The sequence below is a fragment of the Pseudarthrobacter sulfonivorans genome (assembly GCF_024391045.1).
GTDB classification, from domain to species: Bacteria; Actinomycetota; Actinomycetes; order Actinomycetales; family Micrococcaceae; genus Arthrobacter; species Arthrobacter sulfonivorans_B.
The window spans coordinates 92703-116558 of record NZ_JANFCZ010000003.1 but is presented as its reverse complement, the minus strand read 5'-3'; the positions used below and the strand labels follow the sequence as shown (position 1 = coordinate 116558).

Here is a 23856-nt window from a genome sequence, read left to right as displayed (position 1 = left end):
GATGTCCCGCGCCCTGATTATCGTTGACGTTCAGAACGACTTCTGCGAGGGCGGTTCCCTCGCTGTGGCCGGAGGGGCTGAGGTGGCCGGCGCGATCAGCGAGTACGTGGATGCCCACCACCGCGAGTTCGACCATATTGTGGCCACCCAGGACTGGCATATTGATCCCGGCGCGCACTTCTCCGAGACGCCCGACTTCAAGGACAGCTGGCCGCCGCATTGCGTTGCCGGCACCCGCGGCGCCGAACTCCACCCTGACCTGGACACCGAATACATCCAGGCCTATTTCCAGAAGGGCCAGTTTACGGCGGCCTATTCCGGCTTCGAGGGACTGCTGGCTCCTGAGGATGCCGTGCCCACGGGCGACCGGCAGCCCGGCTCCCTGCCGGCTGACGCAGACGCCTATGCGCCGGCCGATGACGCCATCGGCCTGGACGACTGGCTCCAAAGCCACGATGTCGAGGACGTGGTGGTGGTGGGGATCGCCACCGACTACTGCGTCATGGCAACGGCCCTTGATGCCGTCCAGGCGGGCTACTCCGTGACGGTCATCCGTTCCCTGACGGCGGGCATCGCCGAGGATCTCGACGATGCCGTGGCCGAAATGGAACTTGGTGGCGTGGACGTCTCCTGAGGCAGTCCTAACAGTTCGAATAGCAAGGTGGGCCCGGCGCTGTGCGCCGGGCCCACCTTTGCTTAAGGCATTCCAGATCTTAAGGCATGCCGGCCCGCGGCTACTTGCGGCCGATGAACCAGTCCTGGAGCTTCCGCAGCCGCGACTGCAGCTGTTCCTCGTTGGCCTGCGCTACGGGCGGGCCGCCGCAGACGGTTCGGAGCTTAGTGTGCACCACACCGTGCGGAGTCCCGGTTCGTGCAGCCCAGGCAGCCACGTTTTTGGCCAGCTCGTTACGCAGGTCCATCAGCATCCGGTGGTCAGGAATGGCAGGGGCAGGCGCCTGCTCCGCCGCTGGCGCGCGCCGGTTCTTCCGGTTGAGCTGATCGTGCTGGCGCTGCCGCAGCAACGTTCCCACCTGTTCGGCGTCCAGCAGACCGGGGATACCCAGAAAGTCCAGTTCCTCCTCGGAGCCTACCTCTCCCCCGGTCCCGAATTCGCCGCCGTCGAACAGCACGCGGTCAAACGACGCCTGGGAATCGAGTGCCTCGAACTTGCCCTTGGTGAGGCTGTCCGACGCCTTGTCCTCCCGGTTGGCCTCGGCCATCAGGGAATCTTCAGGGTTGAAGAGACCGTCACCGTCTTCCTTCTCGGGACGGTCCAGCGCGTGGTCCCGCTCCATTTCCATGGAGTTGGCCAGCGCCATCAGCGTGGGCACGGACGGGAGGAACACCGATGCGGTCTCGCCACGCTTCCGGGCACGGACGAAACGTCCCACGGCCTGCGCGAAGAACAGCGGAGTGGAGGTGGACGTCGCGTAGACACCCACGGAGAGCCGGGGTACGTCCACCCCTTCAGACACCATGCGGACGGCAACCATCCACCGTTTCTCGCTCGCGGTGAACTCTTCGATCTTCTCCGAGGCCTTGGCATCGTCGGAGAGAATCACGGTGGGTGATTCGCCGGTGATCCGCTTCAGCTGCCCGGCGTAGGCCCTGGCGTCCTCGTGGTCGGTGGCGATGACCAGTCCGCCGGCATCCGGAACCGAACGCCGCACTTCGCTCAGGCGCTTGTCCGCGCCGGCCAGGACCGCGGGGATCCATTCACCTGTCGGGTTCAACGCAGTCCGCCAGGCGTGGGCGGTGATGTCTTTCGTGACAGCTGCTTCGCCTAGGGAGGCCGCCATCTCTTCGCCGGCGCTGGTGCGCCACCGCATCTGGCCCGAGTAGGCCATAAACATGACCGGCCGCACCACATGGTCACGCAGGGCGTTCCCGTAGCCGTAGGTGTAATCGGCCTTCGAGCGGCGGATGCCGTCCCGGTCCTCCGCGTATTCCACGAAGGGTATGGGCGAGGTGTCCGAGCGGAAGGGCGTGCCCGTCAGGGACAGCCGCCGGGCGGCGGGATCAAACGCTTCCCGCAGGCCGTCACCCCACGACAGGGCCTCGCCGCCGTGGTGGATCTCATCGAGGATCACCAGCGTGCGGGCAGCCTCCGTCTTGGCCCGGTGCAGCATAGGCTTGCTCGCCACCTGCGCATACGTGACGGCCACGCCAATGAACCCCCGGCCGTGCTGGCCGTCCGAATTCTTGAAGTTGGGATCGATGGCGATACCTACTTTGGCGGCGGCATCGGCCCACTGACGCTTCAGGTGGTCCGTTGGCGCCACGATGGTGACGCGGTTGACCGTCCCCGACTCGATCAGCATGGATGCGACACGCAGGGCGAAGGTGGTCTTACCGGCGCCGGGCGTGGCTACGGCCAGGAAGTCCCGGGGCGCACGGGTGAAGTAGATATCAAGGGCTTCCTGCTGCCAGGCACGGAGTTTCGGGGCGGTTCCCCAGGCTGCGCGTTCCGGGTAGGCCGGAGGCAGGGTGGGGCCGCCAAAGAGCGTCTCCGTCACTATTTGTTGGTGCCTGAGTCCCCTCCGGGACCCTTGCCGCCGTCGTTGCCCGGGCGGAGGCCGTCATAAACCTCTTTGCACATGGGGCAGACCGGGAACTTCTGCGGGTCCCGGCCGGGCGTCCACACTTTGCCACACAGGGCAATGACGGGCTCGCCCGTCAGCGCGGACTCCATGATCTTTTCCTTGCGCACATAGTGTGAGAAGCGTTCCCGGTCACCGGGTTCCACTTCCTGGCGCAGCTCTTCGCGCTCAATAGTGGCCGTGGACGTTCCAGCCCCGGAAAGCTCGCGCATCGGGTCGTTTTCGAGAGGGTCCGTCATGCTAGTCATGGCATCCATCTTAGCGTCCCGGGACGGCGGCCGTTCGACGCCGGGAGGTCCGTTTCGCTCCCGCCGCACCCGCCGCCGTCGTCCGTTCCCCCGGAAACCGCCGGGGGGCGGCCGCCGGAATGTGGGAAGTGTTACAGCCCCTGCCAGGAAGGTTTGTGGTCATGGGTGTGCCGGTAAAAGTCGGCGAGCCGCAGCGAAGACGCCGCGGCCTCGTCCACCAGGATAGTGGCGTGCGGGTGGAACTGGAGGACCGACGCCGGGCAGATCGCGGAGACAGGCCCTTCCACGAAGTCGCGCACCACGGGCGACTTCTGCGCTCCCGTGGCCACCAGGACAACGTGCCGGGCTTCCAGGATGGTGCCCAGTCCCTGCGTCAGAACGTGGTGGGGCACGTCGGCAAGCCCGGAGAAGAACCGTGCGTTATCGCGCCGAGTCTGCTCAATCAGGGTCTTGATGCGGGTCCGGGACGCGAGCGATGAGCCCGGCTCGTTGAAGCCGATATGGCCGTCCGTTCCCACGCCCAGGATCTGGAGGTCCACGCCGCCTACGGCCTGCATCCGGTCCTCGTAGGCCCGGCATTCCGCCGGGATGTCAGCCGCGGACCCGTCGGGGGTGTGGACGTTCTCCGGAAGGATGTTCACCCGGCTGGTGAACTCGCGCCTGATGACTTCCCGGTACGATTCCGGATGCCCGGGCGCGAGGCCCACATATTCATCCAGGGCAAAGGCGTGCGCGGCGCTGAAGTCCAGTCCGCGCTCGTGCCGGGCAGCCAGTTCGTCGTAGACAGGCAGGGGCGAGGAACCGGTGGCCAGCCCCAGGACAGCGTTGGGCTTGCGCAGCAGGAGTGCCTCGACAGCGTCTGCGGCAAGTTTCCCGATCTGTTTGCTGCCCGGAAGGATCACTACTTCCACTGCGGCCACCCTTTCTGGAGTCCTGTTTCCTGCTGTTCTGCCGTGTCAGCGGTTCACGGTCAGTTGGGCAAGCATTTCCGGCCCCCGCCGGTCCAGCCAGCGCCCGCCAATCCTGATGCCCACTCCGAAAAGTACCAGTCCCAGGACCGGGCCAACCACCAGGTTCAGCCAGCCGAAGAGGACATCGCCGGTCACACTCTGCGCGATGATCAGCACGGCCTCGGGCAGGACCAGGATGGCCAGCACCCCCATGCCGCCAAACTGGACCGCCATGGTCTGTCCGACGTTGCCCGGTGGCTTCTTGAAAGGGCTGTCACCGGGCAACGGAACGGCAATGTTGTAGCGGGCGGACAGTACCGAGGAGAGACCGAGGCCGGTCAGCAGGATACCCGCCGACAGCCCCAGGACTCCGGGCAGCCACTCCCAGGTGCCCGTGAAGACGAAGGGCACCACTGCGAATATCAGAACCACCGGGACCGCCAGGGTCAGGCAGGCCAGGGCCCGTCCCAACCGGTCCGCGACACCGCTCACCCCGGTGGTGAGATGGAGCGCGAAGGCGGTGTTGTCGTACGAGACATCAGCCGAGATGGACCACGCCATCAAAAATGCCGTCAGCGGGCCCATGACCGCGAGGAGCCCGAAGCCGCTGCCCTGACTTCCCTGGAAGAACATCACCACGGCGAGCAGCGGGATAACGATCAGCGATCCGCCGTACCTGGGGTCGCGGAACCAATAGGTGAGCGCCCGGGCCGTTACGGCACCCGTCGGCGTTGCAGGCAGGACGGCGAACAGTCCCAGCTTGCCGCCTTTCCGGTTCCCGCCGCCGGCGTACGGGGGATTAACGAGGGCGCGCTCAAGGAGCACTTTCCAGCACCAGGCCAAACCGGCAAGGGTGGCCAGTGCAATCAGGAGCTTCAGGGCTGCCGCTCCCGGCTGTCCGGCAGCAACATCCCCGCCCAGGGACCACACAGCACCCAGTGGCGTCCACGCAAGAGTTCGCGCAAAGTCCGGCAGGAAACCGGCGGACGCCGTGATCCCTTGCGACACACCGGCCGCGATGGGGCCCAGGAGGACCAGCGGAACCATAAAGATCACCGCACTGATGTCCTTGAAACGGCGCGACGAAGCAAGGCTCGCGGTGGCTGTGGTGACCACCTTTGACAGCACAACACAGGTCAAGACACCCAGGACCGCGCCAACCAGCGCCGCCAGCGCGGAAACGATGCCGTGGGACCACGTCCATACCGTTGCCAGGGCTACCAGCGTGGTGGCGACACCCGGAATTCCGATCAGGCCGCCCAGTGCCAGGCCGGCCAGGAGTTGCCGCATCGGAACCGCGAAGGTGGTGAAGCGTGCAGGGTCGAGCGTCATGTCTGCTGATGCAGTAGCCACCGGCAGAATGCCCCAGCCCAGAAGGGCCGCCGAACCGCCGAGGACGACGGCAGTCTGCGCCAGCTCGTGGCCTTCCTGCCTCAACACCAGCAGGGCCACAACCAGTGAACCGACAATTCCGAGCGCGTACAGGCCGCCGACCGCCAAGCCCACCAGCTGCCAGGGGCTGCGCCGCAGGCCATTTCGCAGCAGGGTCAGTTTGAGCCTTAAAAGGTGCGCAACCATTCCAGGCCCTCCGTGTGGCTCCGTCCGCCCACCAGCTGGACGAACCTGTCCTCCAGGGATGCGCCGGCGCGGACTTCGTCCACGGTCCCTGCAGCCAGCAGGCGTCCGGCGGCCACCACGGCAACGTTGTCGCACATGCGCTGGACAAGGTCCATCACGTGGCTGGAGACGATGACCGTTCCCCCGGACGAGACGTAGCTGTCCAGAATGGAGCGGATGTTTGCCGCGGAGACGGGGTCAACGGCTTCGAAGGGCTCATCCAGCACCAGCAGCCGCGGAGCGTGGATCAGCGCCGAGGCCAGGGCGATCTTCTTGGTCATGCCAGCCGAGTAGTCCACCACCAGCTTCCCGGCGTCCTGGGCCAGGTCCAGCGCTGACAACAGTTCCGCCACGCGCGACGCCACAACGTCCTTGTCCATGCCACGCAACAGCCCGGCATAGGTGACCAGTTGCTCGCCCGTGAGCCGGTCAAAGAGGCGGACCCCGTCAGGGAGGATCCCCATGAGCCGCTTGGCTTCCAACGGCCTGGCCCAGACGTCGACCCCGTGGACCACTGTCGTGCCGAAGTCGGGCCGCAGCAGTCCCGTGGCCATGGACAGGGTGGTGGTTTTTCCGGCGCCATTGGGTCCGACAATGCCGAAAAATGAGCCTGCCGGAACGTCGAGGCTGATGCCGTCCACGGCAATCTTGTCACCGAACCGCTTGGCAAGGCCGCGGATGGACAGTGCTGGAATCGGGCCCGGTTGCGCCGGGTCTGGTTGCGGAGCAGTCATACCGCCAGCCTAGTCCTGCCGCTCCCGTGCCCGGGTCCTCCCGCAGGAGTAGGTCCCAAGGCGTAGGACAAGCGCCTAGAACGAATGCCGGGGCACGGCACGCTCGTACTGCGGGGCCCAGGTGATGTCGTAGCCCAGTTCGAAGGCCGCCCGGAGCCACCAGTGCGGGTCGCGGAGGGCGGCCCTGGCAATAAACACGCCGTCCGCCTGGGCAGTGGCCACGGCGTGTTCGGCCTGTCCGGCAGAGGTCAGGAGTCCCACGGTGCCGGTGCGAACGCCGGTTTCACGCCGGATCCGTGCCGAGAATCCGGTCTGGTAGCCGGGGCCGGGCTTGATCTGCTGGTGGGCCACTGCGCCCCCGCTGGAGACATCAATGAGGTCCACGCCGTGTTCGTGGGCTTCCTTGGCGAGGCGCACCGACGCCCCGATGTCGATCCCGTTTTCTGCCCAGTCGGTGGCGGAGATGCGCAGCAGCAGCGGCATGCCGTCCGGAATAACCGCGCGCACGGCATCAACGACGGCGAGTGTCAGGCGGTTGCGTCCGGCCTCGTCCCCGCCCCAGGAGTCGGTCCGGGTATTGATCAGCGGGCTCTGGAACTGGTGCAGCAGGTAACCGTGCGCACCGTGGATTTCCATGGTGTCGAACCCTGCTTCCACGGCTCGCACGGCAGCCGCGGCAAAGTCGCCGATGACGTCCTTGATCTGCTCCGCGGTCATCGCGGCGGGCTCGGCGTACCCTTCGAACGCGGACGCCGACGGCCCCACGGTGGTCCAGCCGCCGTCGGATTCGGGCACACTCCCCCGCTGCCCGGAGAACGGCCAGTAGGTGGACGCCTTCCGGCCGGCGTGGGCCAACTGGACCCCCGTTTTCGTGCCGGCAACGCCATGGCGGTGCACAAAAGCGTTGATCCGGGCCCAGGCCTCAGCCTGTGCGTCGTTGTAGATTCCGGCGTCCCGTGGACTGATGCGGCCCGCCGGGTTCACTGCCGCCGCCTCGGTGAGGATCAGCGCGGCACCGCCCACGGCGAAGGAGCCCAGATGCATGAGGTGCCAGTCGGTCGGAACCCCCGGGGCGTCGTCGGGATCGCAGCTGTATTGGCACATCGGCGAGACCCAGCCCCGGTGGGCGAGCTCAAGCGACCGGAGCTGCAGCGGCTGGAACAGTGCGGACATCTAGAACAGCACCCGGGCGAGGGCCTGCCGGGCCTTGGCTACGCGGTCATCGTGCGTGCCCACCACGTCAAAGAGCTCGAGGAGCCGCAGGCGGGCCGTCTCCCGTTCCGGGCCGAAGTTCCGCCCGATGAAGCTGACCACGCGGTTCAGCGCGTCCTCCACATGGCCGCCGGCCACGTCAAGATCCGCGACGCCGAGCTGGGCGTCAAGTTTGTCGGGTTCGTTGGCCGCGAGGGCGCGCAGGCCTTCGGTGTCCTGGGCAGACAGCGGTTGCAGCCGTGCCATCAGCTCCACCTGCGCCAGGCCCGCCTTGGCGTCGGCGTCCGAGGGCATTTCCAGCAATGCCTGGCGGTAGGCCACGGCGGCGGCTTCGTAGTCCCCCGCTTCGATGGCGTCGAACGCCGCCTGATGCAGTGGGGGCAGCGGTGCCGGTTCGGCGTCCTGGGGTGCGCCGGCACCCAGGCTCCCGGTCACCCCGTTTGCCGCCGCAACCTTGAGCAGTTCATCCAGCAGCGGCCGGATCTGGGCGTCGTCGGCACCGCCCTGGAAGAGCGGCACCGGCTGGCCCTTGATCACTGCCACCGCGGTGGGGACGGCCTGGACCTGGAAGGCCTGTGCCAGCTGCGGGAAGGCATCAATGTCCGCGGCGCCGAGCACCAGCCGGCCCCCGTAGCCGTTGATGACCTGTTCCAGGGAGTCCACCATCGCGGCCGACTCCGGCGAATAGGTAGCCCAGAGGGCGAAGACAACAGGAACCTGGGCGGAAAGCTCCACGAGGTCCTGGAAGTTTCCTTCGGTGACGGTGACCCGCAGCGGCGCGGTCCCCGCATCTGCGGTTCCGTTGGCGGCGGTTCCGCTGGCTGCCGGGGCGCCCGGAGCGCCGCTGCCGGCGGGGGACGCCGGGCGCTGCTTGAGGGATGAAAGGTCGACGGCGCCGCGCAGGTTAAGCAGGTTGGCAGCGGCTGGAGGGACAGGGCGGGAAGCTGGCGAACTCATGCTTTCCACTCTAGCCACTCCGGCCGCTGCCAGGAGTAACGAACGCTTATTGGGCGGTTACTTGAAGCTTGCGCCCACCAGGCCGCGCGTGGCGGCGACCAGCCGCATGGGATCGGTTGATCCTGCCGGCGGCACGTAGACGGCCATCGATTCAGCAAAGTTCAGCACCATGCCGGTGGTGGTTTCCTTGCCGCCCGCGAGCGCTGCGGCGTCGTCACCGATGGTGAGCTTGTCACCGGACGCCTTGGGCGTGCCGTCGAAGCCGAAGTTGATCCGGCCCATCACCAGGGCGCCGCCGTCGGCAGTGCGGAACACAACAGTGCTTTCCGGCACCACCTTGTGGGTGAAGGAGAAGTTACCGTTGGCGCCGGAGGAAACAACCTCGGCCTGGTAGGAGAGGGTGTCGGCGATGTACGGCGAGGACTCGCCTTCCACCACCTTGTCCTTGAAGCTGGACTCGGGGTTGGTCAGGCGGTCTGCCAGCCCGGCGAGGGCTTCTTCGCCGCTGTACAGCAGGCCGTCCTTGTCACTGGCAGCCATTGTCTGCGTGCCGTCGCGGCTGATGGCGGGGAAGGTGGTTCCCGGCTGCAGCGGGGTGGTCTCTGTCAGCTTGTAGTTCTCCCGAGCCGAGGGCTGCACGAGGGTCAGGAGCTGCGGGACCACGTTGCCCTCACCCTGCGTCACGGCAAGGACGGAGCGGGGCCAGCTGCGGTCGCTGGTGACCACGGTGGTGAGGAGCTTGGTGGAGCGCACCGGCATCCGGGCCTCGTACGTGCCCACCTGGGAGCGGATCTTGTAATTCTGCGTGCGCACCTCAAGCTCCGTGCCGCCCACGCGGTCTGCGAGCTTGGCGGCATCCTTTGCGCCGTCACCGGCGTCCGTAGCGCTGGAGACCTGCTCAAGGATGCGCCGGAACTGGGCGTCCAGCAGGACAGGCGAGGCCGGCTGGACGGGAGCGGTGGCCGCTCCCGCGGTGGGGGCCGGGGCGGGCGAGGTGGCCGCATTGGCTGCGAGGCCCGTTCCGGCCACTACCACTGCCGTGACGGCGGCGGTGACCATGCCGCCGGACACCATGCCCAGCCGGCCGGACTTCGACTCGGCCTTGGCACGCGCACGCCGCGCGAAGGGGCTGCCCTGACCGTCGCCTTCACCGTCGCGCTTGCGTGCGGAGAGGATGGACAGGGCAATGCCGGCGAGGATCAGGAGGCCGCCGATGACCATCAGCGGAACGGCCCAGGGGGTGGAGGTGTCATTCGGGAAGGTCATGGAGATGGCCGACGGCGCAGGCTGGGTGCCGTCCGTTGCCAGCATGAGGGACCACTCGCCGTCCGCCGGAGGCGTCCACGAGTACTGCAGTTCACCGCTTGCGCTTTCAGTGGACACCCAAAGGTCTGATCCGGCCGGATTCGGGGCTGTGGCGTCGCCGTCGGCATGCTCCACCACCAGGGCGTCCTTCTTCTCTGAAACCCCGGTGACGGTGTTGTGCGCCGTTTTGCCTACCCAGGCGGCAACGTCGTCGGGCCGGCCGACCGCCAGGAGGAAGTTGCCGTCGCCCTCCACGTTGATCTTCACTGTTCCGCCCTGCTGGGTGCGCAGTTTCTGGTCAATGACGGTCAGTGGTGCCTTGGCGGCGTCCGAGGGTGCCGAGGCCGTGAAGGTCTCGGACGGAGCCCAGATGGTTTTCTGGCCGATACCGGCCAGAAGTGTCAGGAGGCCGAGCAGCACGAGTGCGACTGCAGTCTTGAAACGCAAAGGAAACACCTATCATCAGCGGGGGTTTGCCTTCAATAGTAACGGTTTTGTTACCAGGACCCCGGATGCGGCCGCCGGGACACCCTCCGGCGGGCAACGATTTAAGTGTCCGCCGGGCGTCCCCGCAACGGTTAGCAAGGCTGCTGATAGTGTTTGCGATGATCATCACACCCGCCCGCGAAAGCGGTGCCACGCACGGAACAGGCTCCAAAAACCAGTGACTGACAAGACCGACGAGTCCTCAGCAGGACACGAAAATCACTCGGCGGCCGGCACTGCTCCGTCCGGGCCGGGGACATCGCGGAAACCGGCGGGGCGGGCAGCCGCGGCCGTGGGGTCCCTGGTGCGGCGCCTGCGCCAGCCGCTGCCCGGCGCCCAGCCACGGCTCCGTTTTGAAATGCCCCCGGACCTTCCGCCGGAGTACCACGTTGCGGAGGAGGAAGCCGCCGCGGCGGGCGATGCCGCACCGCAGTTCGGCAGTCCCGGGCCCCGCATTTCCCCCCAGCATCCGCTGTACCTGGGCTTCATGGGAACCGTGGGCGTGGGCCTTGCGCTCCTGGTCTATTGGATCGGTTCCAACACCACCCAGCTGCTGCTGTGGATTGTAGCTGCCCTGTTCATCGCCTTGGGCCTGGAACCGGTGGTGGGCTGGTTGGAGAACCGGAAGATCCCCCGCCCGGCCGGCATCCTGGTGTCCGTCGCGGTCCTGATCGGCGCCGTGGCCGGCTTCTTCGCCACCCTGATACCCACCATCGTGGAACAGGTCACCCAGATTATTGCCCAGGCGCCCACCTGGGTCCGGGACTTCCTGGACTCAGACTTTTTCAAGAGCGTTGACAACCAGTTCGGGATCCGTGACCGCATCACCGTGGAGCTGGAGAAATTCGTCAATGACCCGGCCGCCATGGGCGGAATATTCGGCGGGGTGGTGGGTTTCGGATCCACCCTGGCCAACGGGCTCTTTGGTGCCCTGATTGTGCTGGTGCTGAGCCTCTATTTCCTGGCCGCCCTTCCCTCCATGAAGAAATGGGGATACCGGCTGGCACCCCGCTCGCGCAGGCCCCGCGTGGCCGCCCTTTCCGAGGAAATCACCCGTTCGGTGGGCAACTACGTCATCGGGCAGGCCTGTGTTGCCCTGTTGAATGCCACGTTCGCCTTCATTGTGATGTCCATCGTGGGGGTTCCGTTTGCCCTCCTGCTGGCCTTTGTGGTGGCGCTTCTCGCGTTTGTCCCGCTGGTGGGCGGCATGATCGCAGGCATCGTGGTGGTCCTGATCTCGCTCACCGAGGGCTGGCAGACGGCCGCCGTCTTCGGGATCTGCTACTTCGCCTATCTCCAGTTCGAGGCGTACTTCATCTCCCCGCGCATCATGCAGAAAGCGGTTGCGGTACCGGGCGCCGTGGCTGTCATCTCCGTCATTGCCGGAGGCAGCCTGCTTGGCGTGCTGGGGGCCCTGATCGCCATCCCCACGGCGGCCGCCACCCTGCTGCTGGTCAAGGAGATTTACATCGCCCGCCAGGACAAGCACTAAGACCAGGCACGGCACCCGGTCCCCCGGCAGCAGGGTCCCGGGGAGCAGGGTCCCGGGCTGCAGGCCTCAGGCCGCCGAGGTGGCCACGGGGCCGTTCCACTCCGTCGGCAGGCCGTTGGGACCGGAGCCTGCCTCGGTCACCTCATCTACGATCTCGTTCAGGACGCGGGACGCGTACTTCTCGCCCACCCACAGATGCTTGGCGCCGTCGACCCCCACCACCCGGGCCTGCGGCACCAGGCTGAAGCGTTCTGCCGCCGCCGCGGGCTGGAGGTAGTCGTCGTGCTCGGGCACAAGGACGGTCAGCGGCTTCCCGGCCGATGCCCACATCCGCAGGTGTTCGTCGGTGGCCCGGTGCAGCGGCGGTGACAGCAGCACGGCGCCCTCCACCTGGCTTGCCACCGGTTCCACGGCACCGTACATCAGCGCCAGTTCGGTCCCGAAGGACCAGCCCACCAGCCAGCGGTTGGGCAGCTGGCGTTCGACGGCGAAACGCACCGCCGCCTCCACGTCGAGGCGTTCACCGATCCCCTCTTCAAACGAACCTGCGCTGGTGCCGCGCGGTGATTCCGTGCCGCGGGTGTTGAACCGGAGCACTGCCACGCCCGCCAGCGCCGGGAGCCGGTAGGACGCCTTCCGGTAGACATGGGAGTCCATGAAGCCGCCGTGCGTGGGGAGGGGATGCAGCGTGATCAGCGTCGCAGTGATGGGACCGGATTCCGGCACGGCAAGCTCCCCAACCAGCCTATGGCCGTCCTCGGTGTGCAGTTCGATGTTTTCCCGCTTCGCCGGAAGGACAGTGGAAGCGCGGATGGGAGCGGGGCCTGCAGGCTGGGTGAATTCGTACGACGCCGGATCAAAAGTCATGCCTGCCAGCTTAGCGAGTCCGGACACCGCGCGGCCCCGCGGCAGCGTTGCAGGGCCCGTCCCGGAAATAAAGGGTCAGCGGTAGCGGTAGGTCCGGGACAGCCAGCAGTTGGTGTGCCAGTGGCGGCGCTCGGCGAGCCCGGCGGCGGCGCCGAAGATATGGTCGTCCTGCCACACCACCAGATGCGCCAGGCCGGGAACCACTGCGGTGGAACAGCCGGGGCAGATGTACGTCTTTTCTGCGTTCCTGGCGGTCATGGTCCGGACCATCCACTCGCCGTCGGGAGCGCTTTCCCGCCGCGCAATGCCGGCCCGCGCCCGCTCCAGGTCGAGTTCGGGAACGTCCCCGTTACCCTTCTTTCCGGCCGCCCTTCCAGCGGCGCCGGGCCGTGCGGCCGCGCCTTTTCCGGAGGCAGGGCGGCGGGGACGGTTGGAACGGGGCATGCCTCCATTCTGCCCCAGCACCGGTAGTGTGTACGGCGTGCGACTTGTGATAGCCCGATGCTCAGTTGATTATGTAGGCCGGCTCAAAGCCCATCTCCCCCTTGCCACCCGGCTCCTCCTGGTCAAGGCGGACGGCTCGGTGCTGGTCCATTCAGACGGCGGTTCCTACAAGCCGCTGAACTGGATGAGCCCGCCGGCATCGCTGCGCGTTTCCACGCCGGAGGACGTTGACCTGGAACTTGGCGTCACGGAGCAGTGGACGGTCCAGTCCGCCAAAACCGATGACCGGCTCATCATCAACATCCACGAACACATCCATGAGTCCTCCCATGACCTGGGGGTGGACCCCGGCCTGATCAAGGACGGCGTCGAGGCGGACCTGCAACGCCTGCTCGCGGACCAGATCGAAACGCTCGGCACGGGCTTCTCGCTCATCCGGCGCGAGTACTTCACCGCCATCGGGCCGGTGGACATCCTGGCCCGGGACGCCAACGGCGCCACTGTGGCCATCGAGCTCAAACGGCGGGGCGACATTGACGGCGTCGAGCAGCTGACCCGCTACCTGGAACTGCTGAACCGGGATCCGCTGCTGGCGCCAGTGCGTGGAATCTTCGCAGCCCAGCAGATCAAGCCCCAGGCCAAAGTGCTCGCCAACGACCGCGGCATTGACTGCATCACGCTCGACTACGACGCCATGCGCGGTGTGGACGACACCGAATCCCGGCTTTTCTGACGTCCGGTGCCGCACCGGCCCGGGCGGCGCGGGAGGCACCGACCCCTGACAAGGGGATTCATCCGTTCGTTACCGAAATTTGTCGCATTTAGGGTGACAGACCGTTGACCAGACGGAGAGGGCATGAAATTCTTAGATCAGTCTTTGTGTAGGTGTTTTTTCATGCTCGCAAGACATGTTGCGAGCGTGAAGCTCCTGCACAGCCCGTCCCCTTCGGGACGGCGGTAAAGGATTCTTCTCGCGGAGTGACCAAGCTCGGCACGAGGTGTGCCGGGCTTAGACAAGTTCCACAATGAGGAGAAATAAATGGCACAGGGAACCGTCAAGTGGTTCAACGCTGAAAAGGGCTTCGGCTTCATCACCCCGGATGACTCCGATGGCGATGTCTTCGTTCACTACTCTGAGATCCAGACCGGTGGCTTCAAGACCCTCGACGAGAACCAGCGTGTTCAGTTCGAAATCGGTCAGGGCGCCAAGGGCCCCCAGGCCACCGGCGTAACGCTGGTCTAGTAAGCCCCCGGAGGCAGCCTCGAAGCGGCCTCCAAACAAAAGAATCCCCGGCATTCGTGCCGGGGATTCTTTTGTTTGGAGGCGTCGAGGGCACCGAGCGCCCGGTTGCGGAGGAACGGGATTTTGTTGACGCATCATCAAATTGGTGCGTAGAATAATTGAAACATCAACTATTCCGAATGGTGAGGCGCCATGTCCTGGTTCAAAATCTTTTCCCGCAAGTCCAAGCCCGGCCATTCCGCGGCGTCGGCAGCCCCGGTTGTGAGTACCGCTCCCGCCAAGGCTCCCGTCGCGGTGGTCCCGGAGGCTGCTCTGTCAGCCGATCCGCTGAAGGGCAGCGGCCTGCCCAGGATTGCCATTATCACGGGGGCCAGCCGGCCGGGCAGCGTGAACAAGTCCGTCGCCGAGTGGGTTCTGGCCCAGGTTGCCGGCCGCTCGGACGCGGACGTGGAGCTGGTGGACATCGCCGACTTCAACCTGCCCCTGCTTGACGAGGCCTACCCCGCCGCCTACCAGAACTACCAGAACGCGGCCACCAAGGCCTGGTCGGCCAAGATCAGCGAATTCGACGGCTTTATCTTTGTGGTGCACGAGTACAACCACACTGCCGGTCCGGTGCTCACCAACGCCATGTCCTACCTGAACGCTGAGTTCAATGACAAGGTCGCAGGCTTCGTGTCCTATGGCTCCGCCGGCGGCGCCCGCGCCGTCGAGCACTTGCGCGAGATCCTCTCCGAGCTCCAAGTTGCGCACGTGCGCAACCAGGTCATGTTCTCCCTGTTCAATGACTTCGAGAACTTCTCCGAGTTCAAGCCGACTGAGCAGAACGCAGGCACCCTGGCCCCGATGGTTGACCAGTTGGTCTCGTGGGCCAAGGGCTTCGCAACCATCCGCTAAAGCATCCCGGCACTGCTGCCGAGCTCACCGTGCGGCCGCGACGACACCCCAACGGGACGACGTCGCGGCCGCCGGCTTTTGAAGCATCAGAGAGTGGGAGAACTTGTGACGAAGAACACGAATTGGCTGGACGAGCGCGAGACGGGGGTCTGGCGCGGATTCCTTGAGGCATCGCAGCAGCTGGTGGCCGCCATGGACCGCCAGCTGGTGCAGGAATCGCAGCTTTCCGGGGCCGAATTTGCGGTGCTGGTCCCGCTTTCCGAACAGGCGGACGGGGTGGTGCGTGCCCGCGATCTGGCCAGGTCCCTCGGCTGGGACCGCAGCCGGCTGTCCCACCTGCTGAAGCGGATGGAAGCGAGAGGCCTGCTGAAGCGAAAGCACTGTTCCTCCGACGCCCGTGGCTTGGACGTGGAGATTACCCGGGACGGCAGAAATGCCATCGAGCTCGCGGCGCCCGGTCATGTGGACTTTGTCCGCACCCGCTTCTTCGACCACCTCACGCGTGACGAACAGGATGCGCTGGCTTCGGTGAGCGGCAAAATCATTGCCGCGCTGCAGCCCGAATGCGGCTAGTCCCGCAGTGCGCCCGAATGCTCGGCGATTCCGGCGGCTGAGGAAGCGCGGGAATAAGAACCGCCGCCACCATGGTTGGTGCGGGTGTGAAGAACATCGGATTCCTGTCCTTCGGCCACTGGACCGACCACCCGCAGTCCGGTACGCGCACGGCGTCGGATGCGCTGCTGCAGGCCATCGACCTCGCGGTTGCAGCTGAGGAGCTGGGCGCCGACGGCGCCTACTTCCGCGTCCACCACTTCGCGCAGCAATACGCCTCGCCGTTTCCGCTGCTCGCTGCGATCGGGGCGCGGACAAGCCGCATCGAGATTGGTACCGGCGTCATCGATATGCGTTACGAGAATCCCCTCTACATGGCGGAGGACGCCGGAGCGGCGGACCTGATCTCGGGCGGCCGGCTGCAGCTGGGCATCAGCAGGGGGTCACCCGAGCAGGTCATCGACGGCTGGCGCCACTTCGGCTTCGCACCCGCAGAGGGCGAGTCGGATGCCGACATGGGCCGCCGGCACACCGAGCGTCTGCTTGAGGTGCTCAGCGGCGAGGGATTCGCGGCACCGAACCCGCGGCCGATGTTCCCGAACCCTCCGGGCCTGCTGCGGGTGGAGCCGTTCTCGGAGGGCCTGCGCGAACGCATCTGGTGGGGTTCCGGCTCAAACGCCACGGCCGTCTGGGCGGCGAAGCTTGGCATGAACCTGCAGAGCTCGACGCTGAAGGATGACGAGAGCGGCAAACCGTTCCACGTCCAGCAGGCCGAGCAGATCCAGCTCTACCGGCAGGCCTGGACGGAGTCGGGGCACGAGCGGGAGCCGCGCGTCTCGGTCAGCCGCAGCATCTTCGCACTGACCGACGACCGCGATTGGCAGTACTTCGCCCGCGATCGCCACAGCTCCGACCAGGTGGGCAACATCGACGAGAAGACGCGGGCGGTCTTTGGCCGGTCCTACGCCGGGGCCCCGGACGAGTTAGCCGTGATGCTGGCCGAAGACGAGGCCATCGCCGCGGCGGACACCCTGCTCCTCACGGTCCCGAACCAGCTCGGCGTGGACTACAACGCCCACGTCATCGAATCGATCCTGAAGGATGTGGCGCCGCAGCTCGGCTGGCGCTAAGGGGCCGATACTGATTCCCCGGGTACTCAGGCGGCGTGTGGTCCCATCTGCCGCGCAGGGCCGGCTGTAGTCCGTCTCAACCCACGAGTTCGCGGACCAGCCGGGCCCCCTGGCGCAGCGAAAGGCCGGGCAAATACGCGCGGGTCAGCGCACGGCCGATGGCAGGCAGCTGCAGCGGGTCCTGATAGTACAAGTACAGGGTCCGGTACTCCGGCTGGAATCGTGATTTGAAGGCTGCCAGGGACCGGAACCCGTAGACGGGCTCCAGTGCATGGCCCACCACATCAAGGATGCGCAGCAGGTTTTCCGCCGGCACGTGGTCAGGGGACGGGTCGTCGTCGGGCAGGCTGGCGAGCGGTGACCCGGAGAGCGATATGACCTCCACCGTTTCCCGCAACTCCACCACGGCGGCGGCTATCAGGAATTCCATCACCCCGGGAAATCCTTCAGCACCCCGGCGCATCACATCCAGCGTGCGGCTCACCAGCTTCCCGCCGTCGTATACGGGCAGCCAGCTGGTGACCCCGTGCACGTTCCCTTCCGGATCCACGGCGAGGCAGCAGAGCACTTCCTCGTCCATCAGTTCATCCATGCCGCCCAGGGTAAAGCCCATTTCCGGGATCGTTTTGGCTGCCGCCCACTCCTCCGAGACTTCGCTGAGCCGGGCGCGCAGGGCGGACGGAAGGCCGTGGTACGTCCCCCAAACGGCGGTGATGCCCATCTTGGCCGCGCGGTTGCGTGCTGTGCGTACGTTCTGCCATTCCTTGCCCTTGAAGTCGAGCTCACGGACCGCCAGCCTGGTTTCCTGCGCCACCGGGACGCGTTGGAATCCGCGCTCCTGCAGCACCGGCCACAGCGTCCCGTCGCACGAATAGAAGGCCGGCGCCAACGCACGGCTGCCGCAGTAATCGATGAAGCCGGTGGCCGTCGCTGCCCGGCTGTCCGCTGCCCCGAAAGGTCCTGCCAGCGTCAGGGCCACGGTTCCATGCTGCTGGTACGCTACGGCACCGTTGCCGTCCGGGCTGAACCAATACCGGTTGGGCTCCCAGAGCGCCATCCATGACAGTGATTCGCCGCCCTCATGCAGCAGCTGGCGGACCGTGGCTCTGTCATTATGCCCGGAATCGCTGCCGTGGTGCCGTCCCACCAGCACGGACCAGACTCCGGCCAGCGCCACCAGCCAGAAAATCGGCCCGGAATAGGCAAAGATGAGCGCCTCGATGCTGTCCCGCTCGGCAAAGACCCTGCGGTAGAGGTTAGGTAAGGGCACGGGGAGGTACTGCCTGGCCAGCTCCGCGAGCAATCCCAACGGGCCGCCGTCGCGCATCATTCCACCGGCAGCCAGCCACGCCACGGTGTAACCGCCGGCCAGGACCAGCCAGACGCCGCCAACCACCAACGCCAATCTGTGCCGGGCGGAGGGAACGGTCTCCACCCGGAACTGCCACCGGTTAACCCAAAGCAGCACGGCCAGCACCAGGGGCACCGTCACCAGGGGCAGGATATGGGCAAAGCCGGAACCCATGGCCGCTGTCTGCGGGCGGGAGGGATAGTGCGGAATAAGGGCGAACAGGGCGAGGTACACGGCTGCCAGGGCTGTGATCGCCAACTGGATGACCAACGTAATCCGCAGTGCCATACTGCGCCCCCGGCGCATGCCGTCGGCGCAGATCAGGAGAAGAATCACCGGGACCACCGTGAGGGCAAGCCCGAAGGGACCGGCAAAGCCCGCACGCCCGATTTCCAGGCACGAGGCCTCCACTGTGGGACCGCAGTTCGCTTCGAGCTGGCCGAGGGTGGGCACGGGATTCAGGAGCACGTCCCGCAGCAGCGCCAGCGGGCCGGTCGGAGTCCGGGTGATCGTGGTGAGGATGGGTCCCACAGCGAACACCGCCACTGTGAGCGCGAGCAGGTTCCTGGTCTCACGGCCGGTCGAGCGGGGCGCGTGGAGGGGCCCATGCTCAGTTTCAGCCCACCAGCTCGCAGCAAGACCCACCAAGGCGCCCACGAGTCCGATAACCGTTTCGGCATGCCCCACGTACAGGACCAGCAGCAAGGCGACCGAGAGCACTGCGGTCCGAAGCCGGCGCCGCCAGAGCACCGGCAGTTTGCGGCTGGACGCCATGGACACCGCCAGTACGGCGGCGTACGGACCAATCAGGGCACTGTCCGTCATCAGCCCCAGCCACCCGTCACCGGCGTACCGAGCCAACTGGGTGACGAGCAGGAACACTGTGACAGCGGCGAACTGGCCCCCCAGCAGGAGGGCGGCGGTCCGGAGTTTGCCCAGCTTCTTTTCCGCCAGGCCCAGCAGCAGAAGAATCATCAGGGAAGCCACCACGTATGCCAGCGGATTGGTGGCGAAGAACAGGGAGGTCACCAGCGACCACCAGTGGCCCGCCCGCAGGCCGGGGGCGCTAACCCCCGCCACGGGCAGGAGTTCCTCCGGCGGCCCACCGAGGAAGCTGTCAGTCAGGAAACCTGCAGCCAGGAAAATGCCGAGAATGCATAGCGTCAGAGGCACGGAACGAAGGTAGCCGGCGAGTCGCTGAACGGCCGGGAGCCCCACCGTGGACCAGAACAGGGCCGGGGCGCTTCTTTCGCGGACGGCGTTCAGTGCTCCCACCCCCAGTGCTTTGCCAGCAGCTCAAGCCCATTATCCATGCCGGGAGTCAGCATGTCCCAGGAGTGTCCTGTCCGTTGGACGACGTCGGACTCCACGGTGAATCCAGCCGCACGGGCGGCCGTCGCCAGGGTTTCCAGGTTCGCCACGAACTCCGGATCTGTAGCGCCGGCCGCGAAGTAGGCAACGTTGCCGTCGTAGCGGCGTTCCTTCATCAGGGTCAACGGCACCTGGGCATCGAAGGCGGCGGTGTCTCCATGGAACGCAGCATCAACGGTCTTCTGGCGTTCCTTGGCGAGTGCAGGCTCCCGCTCGCTGGCGAAGGATAGGAATCCCGTATAAACGTCTGGATGGCGCGTCGCCATCTGGACGGCACAGGTGGCCCCGAAGCTGAAGCCGCCCACAGCCCGTTGCACGGGATCGGTATCCACGTCCAGCGTTGCATCTATCCAGCGCGGAACGTCCACGGAGAGGTAGGTGTCCGCCTTGGCAAGGTCGCTGTCCATACAGAGATTGTTGGCAGACTGGCTGCCGTTGGGATCAGCCACCACCACTACCGGCGCCACTCCCCCGTGCCGGGCTGCGAAATCCGCCATCCGTGGCAGCAATGCACCCCCAGAGAGCCAGTCCGCCGGACCGCCGGGCTGGCCGGCAACGAGCACCAGGACCGGAAGGCTGGGGCGGTTCGCGGCAAAGTACGCCGGCGGAAGGTAGACGTAGGAGGTGCGGGCCTGCAGTCCGGAGACGGTGCCGGGAATCGATACCGTCCTGAGGACGCCATCGGCGGGCAGATCGCCGGCGGGCGTCCATCCTGCGAGGGGTTGACCGGACTGCCCCGGCTGGCGCTGAAGTGCGGGTTCCAGGGGCTGGATGCGTGTCAGTGCCGTTCCAGTGAGGTCGGCAACCGTACGGTTGAGTCCAAAATAGGCGTTGACCTGCACCGCGGCCAGCAGCACCACGGCCAGCAGGGCAACAACGTCGAGGGCACGGCGCCCCCATGACTCCCAAGGCAGGCGGAGCAGAACCAGCAACAGTCCCCCTACCGCAGCAAACACCCAGGCCAGCACGAGCGAGGGCAGTTCGTCAGGAAAAACCGACGTGAGGTAAATGAGGATCCAGTGCACCAGGAGCACCAGTCCCACGGCGGCAGCCAGCGCGGCGGCCACGCTGATGAACCAGCGGCGGCGTCCAAGGGCGTACGGGCGCCAGACCAGGTGGAGCGCAGCGGCAGCGCCAAGAACCCAGGCGGACCAGTACAGTGGGCCGTCCGTCAGACGGACATCCGAGATCCAGTCCACGCGACTAGCGCCAGGTGCCGACGCCGATGACCGGCCCGGCTTCCAGCCAGGACGATAATCCCGTGTAGGCATCGAACTTCATGGCCAGCCGCAGTTCCTGGCCCTCGCACCGCAGTTCCACGATCACGACGTCGGGCTGGACTTTGACTGCCTCGGCCTCAGTTGGCTTGCGGCGGCCCAGAAGCTCAAGGGAGCTCCGCCTGAACTTGTGTTTGGGACGCAGGCTGAGGGACGCGAGGCGGAACCATTCAAGGTCGTTGTCCTGATAACGACAAACCCCCATCTGCCAGCTGTTTCCAGCCGTGCAAATGGAGGCGTCCACCGTGCCGAGGGCGCGCCGCAGATTGAAGCGGCGCACCCCCACGAGGCACAGTGCAAATATCAGCAATCCGAAAGTGATTGCCAGGGCGATGAACGAGAGAGTCTGGGCGTCCATCTGGTTGGTGCTAGCGGATCCCAGCAGTAGCCGCGTCGCCCAGCTGGGCGTTGTCAGCAACAATCACCACGCGGTTGTTGTCGACGGAAAAGAATCCGCCGTCAACAACAACGGCAATACGGTCCCCGGAAACCGGCTCGATGGCCAGTTCACCTTCGGCCAGGATCGCCAGCAGGGGCGAGTGGCCGGGCAGGATTCCGATTTCACCATCGCTGGTGCGGGCCTTGACCATCTTGGCCGCTCCGGACCACACGAAGTGATCCGCTGCGACAATCTCAACCTCAAGCTCAGCCATATTACTTGGTCTGTTCCTGGATCTTGGCCCACTGGCGCTCAACGTCATCCAGGCCACCCACGTTGAAGAACGCCTGCTCTGCAATGTGGTCGAGGTCGCCGTCGCAGATCGCGGTGAAGCCTTCAACGGTGTCCTTGATGGAAACCGTGGAGCCCTCCACGCCGGTGAACTGCTTGGCGGTGTAGGTGTTCTGGGAAAGGAACTGCTGGATGCGGCGTGCACGCGACACGACGATCTTGTCCTCTTCCGAGAGCTCGTCAACACCAAGGATGGCGATGATGTCCTGGAGTTCTTTGTTCTTCTGCAGGATCTGCTTCACGCGGACAGCCGTGTTGTAGTGATCATGACCGATGTACTGCGGATCCAGGATGCGGGAGGTCGACGTCAGCGGGTCAACGGCCGGGTACAGACCACGGGAGGCGATTTCACGGGAAAGTTCCGTGGTCGCGTCGAGGTGTGCGAAGGTCGTGGCCGGAGCCGGGTCGGTGTAGTCATCCGCGGGAACGTAGATGGCCTGCATCGAGGTGATGGAGTGGCCCTTGGTGGACGTGATGCGCTCCTGGAGGAGACCCATCTCGTCAGCAAGGTTGGGCTGGTAGCCCACAGCCGACGGCATGCGGCCGAGGAGGGTGGAAACCTCGGAACCTGCCTGGGTGAAGCGGAAGATGTTGTCGATGAACAACAGCACGTCCTGGTTCTGCACATCGCGGAAGTACTCCGCCATGGTCAGTGCGGACAGTGCAACGCGCAGACGCGTTCCCGGCGGCTCATCCATCTGGCCGAACACAAGGGCGGTGTCCTTGAGGACCCCTGCCTCTTCCATTTCAACCCAGAGGTCGTTACCTTCACGGGTACGCTCGCCAACACCGGCGAATACCGAAGTACCACCGAAGTTGCGGGCCACACGGGTGATCATTTCCTGGATCAGAACCGTCTTGCCGACGCCGGCGCCGCCGAACAGGCCGATCTTGCCACCCTTGATGTACGGGGTGAGAAGGTCGATGACCTTGATGCCGGTTTCCAGCATCTCGGTGGAACCTTCGAGGGTTGCGAAGGCGGGAGCCTTGCGGTGGATCGGCCAGTAGTCCGAAGCCTGGATTTCGGACTCGTGGACGTCCAGGGGCTTGCCGAGGACGTTGAAGATGTGGCCCTTGACGCCGTCGCCCACAGGCACGGTGATGGGGGAACCGGTGTCCACTACGTTGGTCCCGCGGACAAGTCCGTCGGTGGCCTGCAGGGAGATGGCACGGATCAGGTTGTCACCCAGGTGCAGGGCAACCTCGAACGTGATGGTGCGGGTCTCACCGTTGAGGGTTACCTCGGTGGTGAGGGCGTTGTAAATCGAGGGGATTGCGTCAGCCGGGAATTCGACGTCGACAACCGGGCCAATAACACGTGCAATACGGCCGGTAGCACCGGACGTTGCGGCTACGTGTTCGGTAGCAGTGGCAGTCATCTCTCTCACTTCACTCAGTAGATGGCGTGGATCTAAGTTTGTTTCTTTGGTGCAGGTATAGCTGGACCGGATCGTGCAGGTTAGGACGCGCTCAAGGCGTCGGCACCGGCAACGATTTCGGAAAGCTCCTGCGTAATTTCAGCCTGGCGGGCAGTGTTGCGCAGACGCGTGTACTTCTTAATGAGGTCCGTGGCGTTGTCGCCGGCGGACTTCATCGCCCGCTGACGGGCTGCGAGCTCGGAAGCTGCGGCCTGGAGCATGGCGGCGAAAATGCGTGACTCGATGTAGCGCGGCAAGAGAGCATCAAGAACCTGCTCCGCTTCCGGTTCGAACTCGTAGAGCGGCAGGAGGTCCGATTCGGACGCAGCCTGCTCTTCGACAACCTCGAGCGGCAACAGACGGATAACCGTCGGCTCCTGGGTCACCATGGACTTGAAGCGGGTGTAAACGACATGGATCTCATCCACGCCGCCCTCTTCGTAGGCGGTGGCAAAATCCTCAAGCAAGGCAGCGCCGACTTCGCGCGCAACTGCGAACACCGGAGCGTCCGTGTTGCCGGTCCATGCGCGCTCGAAGGGACGGTTCCGGAAATCAAAGTACGCCTGCGCCTTGCGGCCCATGACGTAAGTCTTGACTTCCTTGCCCTCTTCGTGCAGCAGCTCAATCAGGCCTTCCGCCTGCTTGAGCACCGTTGCCGAATATGATCCAGCGAGGCCACGGTCCGAGGTGATGACCAGGACGGCGGCGCGGCGGATCTGCTCCGGCTCGGTGACCAGCGGGTGGTCGATTTCGCTCTGGCTTGCGACAGCAGAAACGGCACGCGTGATCGCGTTTGCGTAAGGCAGTGAAGCCGCTACGCGTGCGCGGGCCTTGCCAATGCGCGAGGTAGCGATCAGTTCCATCGCCTTGAAGATCTTGCGCATCGACGTGGTCGAGCTGATCTTCTGGCGGTAGACCCGAATCTGGGCTCCCATACTTATCCTTTCCTAAGATCCCGGTGGCCGGGACTGCCGG

Annotated in this window: 23 protein-coding genes; 7 read left to right on the top strand and 16 right to left on the bottom strand. The window is 65.7% G+C overall.

The window, feature by feature from the left end; all coding sequences use genetic code 11:
- Nucleotide 1: 1 nt before the first annotated feature.
- Nucleotides 2-634: an isochorismatase family protein gene (locus NQJ30_RS03260; RefSeq protein WP_255768295.1), complete on the top strand. Its 633-nt coding sequence runs from the start codon at nucleotides 2-4 to the stop codon at nucleotides 632-634.
- Nucleotides 635-734: 100 nt separating this feature from the next.
- Here the strand turns inward: NQJ30_RS03260 and NQJ30_RS03255 are convergent, their stop codons facing one another.
- The 8 genes from NQJ30_RS03255 to NQJ30_RS03220 form a co-directional block, all read right to left on the bottom strand.
- Nucleotides 735-2516 (bottom strand): DEAD/DEAH box helicase, encoded by a 1782-nt coding sequence (locus NQJ30_RS03255; RefSeq protein WP_255768294.1) that lies wholly within the window; start codon nucleotides 2514-2516, stop codon nucleotides 735-737.
- Nucleotides 2516-2857 (bottom strand): DUF3039 domain-containing protein, encoded by a 342-nt coding sequence (locus tag NQJ30_RS03250; RefSeq protein ID WP_255768293.1) that lies wholly within the window; start codon nucleotides 2855-2857, stop codon nucleotides 2516-2518. Before NQJ30_RS03250 ends, NQJ30_RS03255 begins: the two co-directional genes overlap by 1 nt.
- 122 nt (nucleotides 2858-2979) lie before the next feature.
- Complete coding sequence (gene nagB / locus NQJ30_RS03245) at nucleotides 2980-3759, bottom strand: glucosamine-6-phosphate deaminase (RefSeq protein ID WP_255768292.1); 780 nt, start codon at nucleotides 3757-3759, stop codon at nucleotides 2980-2982.
- 45 nt (nucleotides 3760-3804) lie between these two features.
- Nucleotides 3805-5376: a transporter gene (locus NQJ30_RS03240; protein WP_255768291.1), complete on the bottom strand. Its 1572-nt coding sequence runs from the start codon at nucleotides 5374-5376 to the stop codon at nucleotides 3805-3807.
- A complete protein-coding gene (locus NQJ30_RS03235; RefSeq protein ID WP_255768290.1) occupies nucleotides 5358-6149 on the bottom strand; it encodes an ABC transporter ATP-binding protein in 792 nt (263 codons plus the stop codon). The genes NQJ30_RS03240 and NQJ30_RS03235 overlap by 19 nt, the downstream gene beginning before the upstream one ends.
- A gap of 75 nt (nucleotides 6150-6224) precedes the next feature.
- Nucleotides 6225-7322 (bottom strand): NADH:flavin oxidoreductase/NADH oxidase, encoded by a 1098-nt coding sequence (locus NQJ30_RS03230; RefSeq protein ID WP_255768289.1) that lies wholly within the window; start codon nucleotides 7320-7322, stop codon nucleotides 6225-6227.
- Nucleotides 7323-8318 (bottom strand): tetratricopeptide repeat protein, encoded by a 996-nt coding sequence (locus NQJ30_RS03225; protein WP_255768288.1) that lies wholly within the window; start codon nucleotides 8316-8318, stop codon nucleotides 7323-7325.
- A 57-nt stretch (nucleotides 8319-8375) separates the two neighbouring features.
- The gene (locus NQJ30_RS03220; RefSeq protein WP_255768287.1) at nucleotides 8376-10070 is read right to left on the bottom strand and encodes a hypothetical protein; all 1695 of its coding nucleotides are present in this window, start codon (nucleotides 10068-10070) and stop codon (nucleotides 8376-8378) included.
- A gap of 217 nt (nucleotides 10071-10287) precedes the next feature.
- On the opposite strand from NQJ30_RS03220, the gene NQJ30_RS03215 reads away from it, so the two are divergent.
- The gene (locus tag NQJ30_RS03215; protein WP_374113209.1) at nucleotides 10288-11601 is read left to right on the top strand and encodes an AI-2E family transporter; all 1314 of its coding nucleotides are present in this window, start codon (nucleotides 10288-10290) and stop codon (nucleotides 11599-11601) included.
- Between the two features lie 66 nt (nucleotides 11602-11667).
- On the opposite strand, the gene NQJ30_RS03210 is transcribed toward NQJ30_RS03215, so the two are convergent.
- Together NQJ30_RS03210 and NQJ30_RS03205 are read right to left on the bottom strand one after the other, a co-directional pair.
- Complete coding sequence (locus NQJ30_RS03210; protein WP_255768286.1) at nucleotides 11668-12468, bottom strand: alpha/beta hydrolase; 801 nt, start codon at nucleotides 12466-12468, stop codon at nucleotides 11668-11670.
- 75 nt (nucleotides 12469-12543) lie between these two features.
- Nucleotides 12544-12912, bottom strand: coding sequence for an ATP/GTP-binding protein (locus NQJ30_RS03205; RefSeq protein ID WP_255768285.1), 369 nt, complete (start codon nucleotides 12910-12912; stop codon nucleotides 12544-12546).
- A gap of 37 nt (nucleotides 12913-12949) precedes the next feature.
- Here NQJ30_RS03205 and nucS point away from each other — a divergent pair, with 37 nt between their 5' ends.
- The 5 genes from nucS (at nucleotide 12950) to NQJ30_RS03180 (ending at nucleotide 16734) form a co-directional block, all read left to right on the top strand.
- The gene (gene nucS, locus NQJ30_RS03200) at nucleotides 12950-13645 is read left to right on the top strand and encodes an endonuclease NucS (protein WP_255768284.1); all 696 of its coding nucleotides are present in this window, start codon (nucleotides 12950-12952) and stop codon (nucleotides 13643-13645) included.
- A gap of 306 nt (nucleotides 13646-13951) precedes the next feature.
- Nucleotides 13952-14155: a cold-shock protein gene (locus NQJ30_RS03195; RefSeq protein WP_011692441.1), complete on the top strand. Its 204-nt coding sequence runs from the start codon at nucleotides 13952-13954 to the stop codon at nucleotides 14153-14155.
- A 192-nt stretch (nucleotides 14156-14347) separates the two neighbouring features.
- Nucleotides 14348-15052, top strand: coding sequence for an NADPH-dependent FMN reductase (locus NQJ30_RS03190; RefSeq protein WP_308215144.1), 705 nt, complete (start codon nucleotides 14348-14350; stop codon nucleotides 15050-15052).
- Between the two features lie 105 nt (nucleotides 15053-15157).
- Nucleotides 15158-15625: a MarR family winged helix-turn-helix transcriptional regulator gene (locus NQJ30_RS03185; protein ID WP_255768282.1), complete on the top strand. Its 468-nt coding sequence runs from the start codon at nucleotides 15158-15160 to the stop codon at nucleotides 15623-15625.
- Between the two features lie 86 nt (nucleotides 15626-15711).
- Nucleotides 15712-16734, top strand: coding sequence for an LLM class flavin-dependent oxidoreductase (locus NQJ30_RS03180; protein WP_255768281.1), 1023 nt, complete (start codon nucleotides 15712-15714; stop codon nucleotides 16732-16734).
- Between the two features lie 76 nt (nucleotides 16735-16810).
- Here NQJ30_RS03180 and NQJ30_RS03175 read toward each other — a convergent pair whose 3' ends face one another.
- The 6 genes from NQJ30_RS03175 to NQJ30_RS03150 all read right to left on the bottom strand — a co-directional run bounded on the left by NQJ30_RS03175 (nucleotide 16811) and on the right by NQJ30_RS03150 (nucleotide 23816).
- Entirely contained in the window at nucleotides 16811-19351 is a 2541-nt protein-coding gene (locus NQJ30_RS03175) for a bifunctional lysylphosphatidylglycerol flippase/synthetase MprF (protein ID WP_255768411.1), read from the bottom strand.
- Complete coding sequence (locus NQJ30_RS03170; protein WP_255768280.1) at nucleotides 19348-20655, bottom strand: alpha/beta hydrolase; 1308 nt, start codon at nucleotides 20653-20655, stop codon at nucleotides 19348-19350. Before NQJ30_RS03170 ends, NQJ30_RS03175 begins: the two co-directional genes overlap by 4 nt.
- 4 nt (nucleotides 20656-20659) lie before the next feature.
- Nucleotides 20660-21091 carry a DUF2550 domain-containing protein gene (locus NQJ30_RS03165; RefSeq protein WP_255768278.1) on the bottom strand — a complete coding sequence of 144 codons (432 nt, stop codon included), beginning with the start codon at nucleotides 21089-21091 and terminating at the stop codon, nucleotides 20660-20662.
- Nucleotides 21092-21101: 10 nt separating this feature from the next.
- A complete protein-coding gene (locus tag NQJ30_RS03160; protein WP_190989724.1) occupies nucleotides 21102-21386 on the bottom strand; it encodes a F0F1 ATP synthase subunit epsilon in 285 nt (94 codons plus the stop codon).
- Between the two features lies 1 nt (nucleotide 21387).
- Nucleotides 21388-22842 carry a F0F1 ATP synthase subunit beta gene (gene atpD, locus NQJ30_RS03155; protein WP_255768277.1) on the bottom strand — a complete coding sequence of 485 codons (1455 nt, stop codon included), beginning with the start codon at nucleotides 22840-22842 and terminating at the stop codon, nucleotides 21388-21390.
- A gap of 80 nt (nucleotides 22843-22922) precedes the next feature.
- Complete coding sequence (locus tag NQJ30_RS03150; protein ID WP_255768276.1) at nucleotides 22923-23816, bottom strand: F0F1 ATP synthase subunit gamma; 894 nt, start codon at nucleotides 23814-23816, stop codon at nucleotides 22923-22925.
- Between the last annotated feature and the right edge of the window lie 40 nt (nucleotides 23817-23856).

Excerpts from the sequence above, each read along its gene's own strand:
- NQJ30_RS03260 (WP_255768295.1), top strand. The coding sequence starts at position 2 with ATGTCCCGCGCCCTGATTATCGTTGACGTTCAGAACGACTTCTGCGAG.
- NQJ30_RS03250 (WP_255768293.1), bottom strand. The coding sequence starts at position 2,857 with ATGGATGCCATGACTAGCATGACGGACCCTCTCGAAAACGACCCGATG.
- NQJ30_RS03240 (WP_255768291.1), bottom strand. The coding sequence starts at position 5,376 with ATGGTTGCGCACCTTTTAAGGCTCAAACTGACCCTGCTGCGAAATGGC.
- NQJ30_RS03235 (WP_255768290.1), bottom strand. The coding sequence starts at position 6,149 with ATGACTGCTCCGCAACCAGACCCGGCGCAACCGGGCCCGATTCCAGCA.
- NQJ30_RS03230 (WP_255768289.1), bottom strand. The coding sequence starts at position 7,322 with ATGTCCGCACTGTTCCAGCCGCTGCAGCTCCGGTCGCTTGAGCTCGCC.
- NQJ30_RS03225 (WP_255768288.1), bottom strand. The coding sequence starts at position 8,318 with ATGAGTTCGCCAGCTTCCCGCCCTGTCCCTCCAGCCGCTGCCAACCTG.
- NQJ30_RS03210 (WP_255768286.1), bottom strand. The coding sequence starts at position 12,468 with ATGACTTTTGATCCGGCGTCGTACGAATTCACCCAGCCTGCAGGCCCC.
- NQJ30_RS03205 (WP_255768285.1), bottom strand. The coding sequence starts at position 12,912 with ATGCCCCGTTCCAACCGTCCCCGCCGCCCTGCCTCCGGAAAAGGCGCG.
- NQJ30_RS03195 (WP_011692441.1), top strand. The coding sequence starts at position 13,952 with ATGGCACAGGGAACCGTCAAGTGGTTCAACGCTGAAAAGGGCTTCGGC.
- NQJ30_RS03190 (WP_308215144.1), top strand. The coding sequence starts at position 14,348 with ATGTCCTGGTTCAAAATCTTTTCCCGCAAGTCCAAGCCCGGCCATTCC.
- NQJ30_RS03165 (WP_255768278.1), bottom strand. The coding sequence starts at position 21,091 with ATGGACGCCCAGACTCTCTCGTTCATCGCCCTGGCAATCACTTTCGGA.
- NQJ30_RS03160 (WP_190989724.1), bottom strand. The coding sequence starts at position 21,386 with ATGGCTGAGCTTGAGGTTGAGATTGTCGCAGCGGATCACTTCGTGTGG.
- atpD (WP_255768277.1), bottom strand. The coding sequence starts at position 22,842 with ATGACTGCCACTGCTACCGAACACGTAGCCGCAACGTCCGGTGCTACC.
- NQJ30_RS03150 (WP_255768276.1), bottom strand. The coding sequence starts at position 23,816 with ATGGGAGCCCAGATTCGGGTCTACCGCCAGAAGATCAGCTCGACCACG.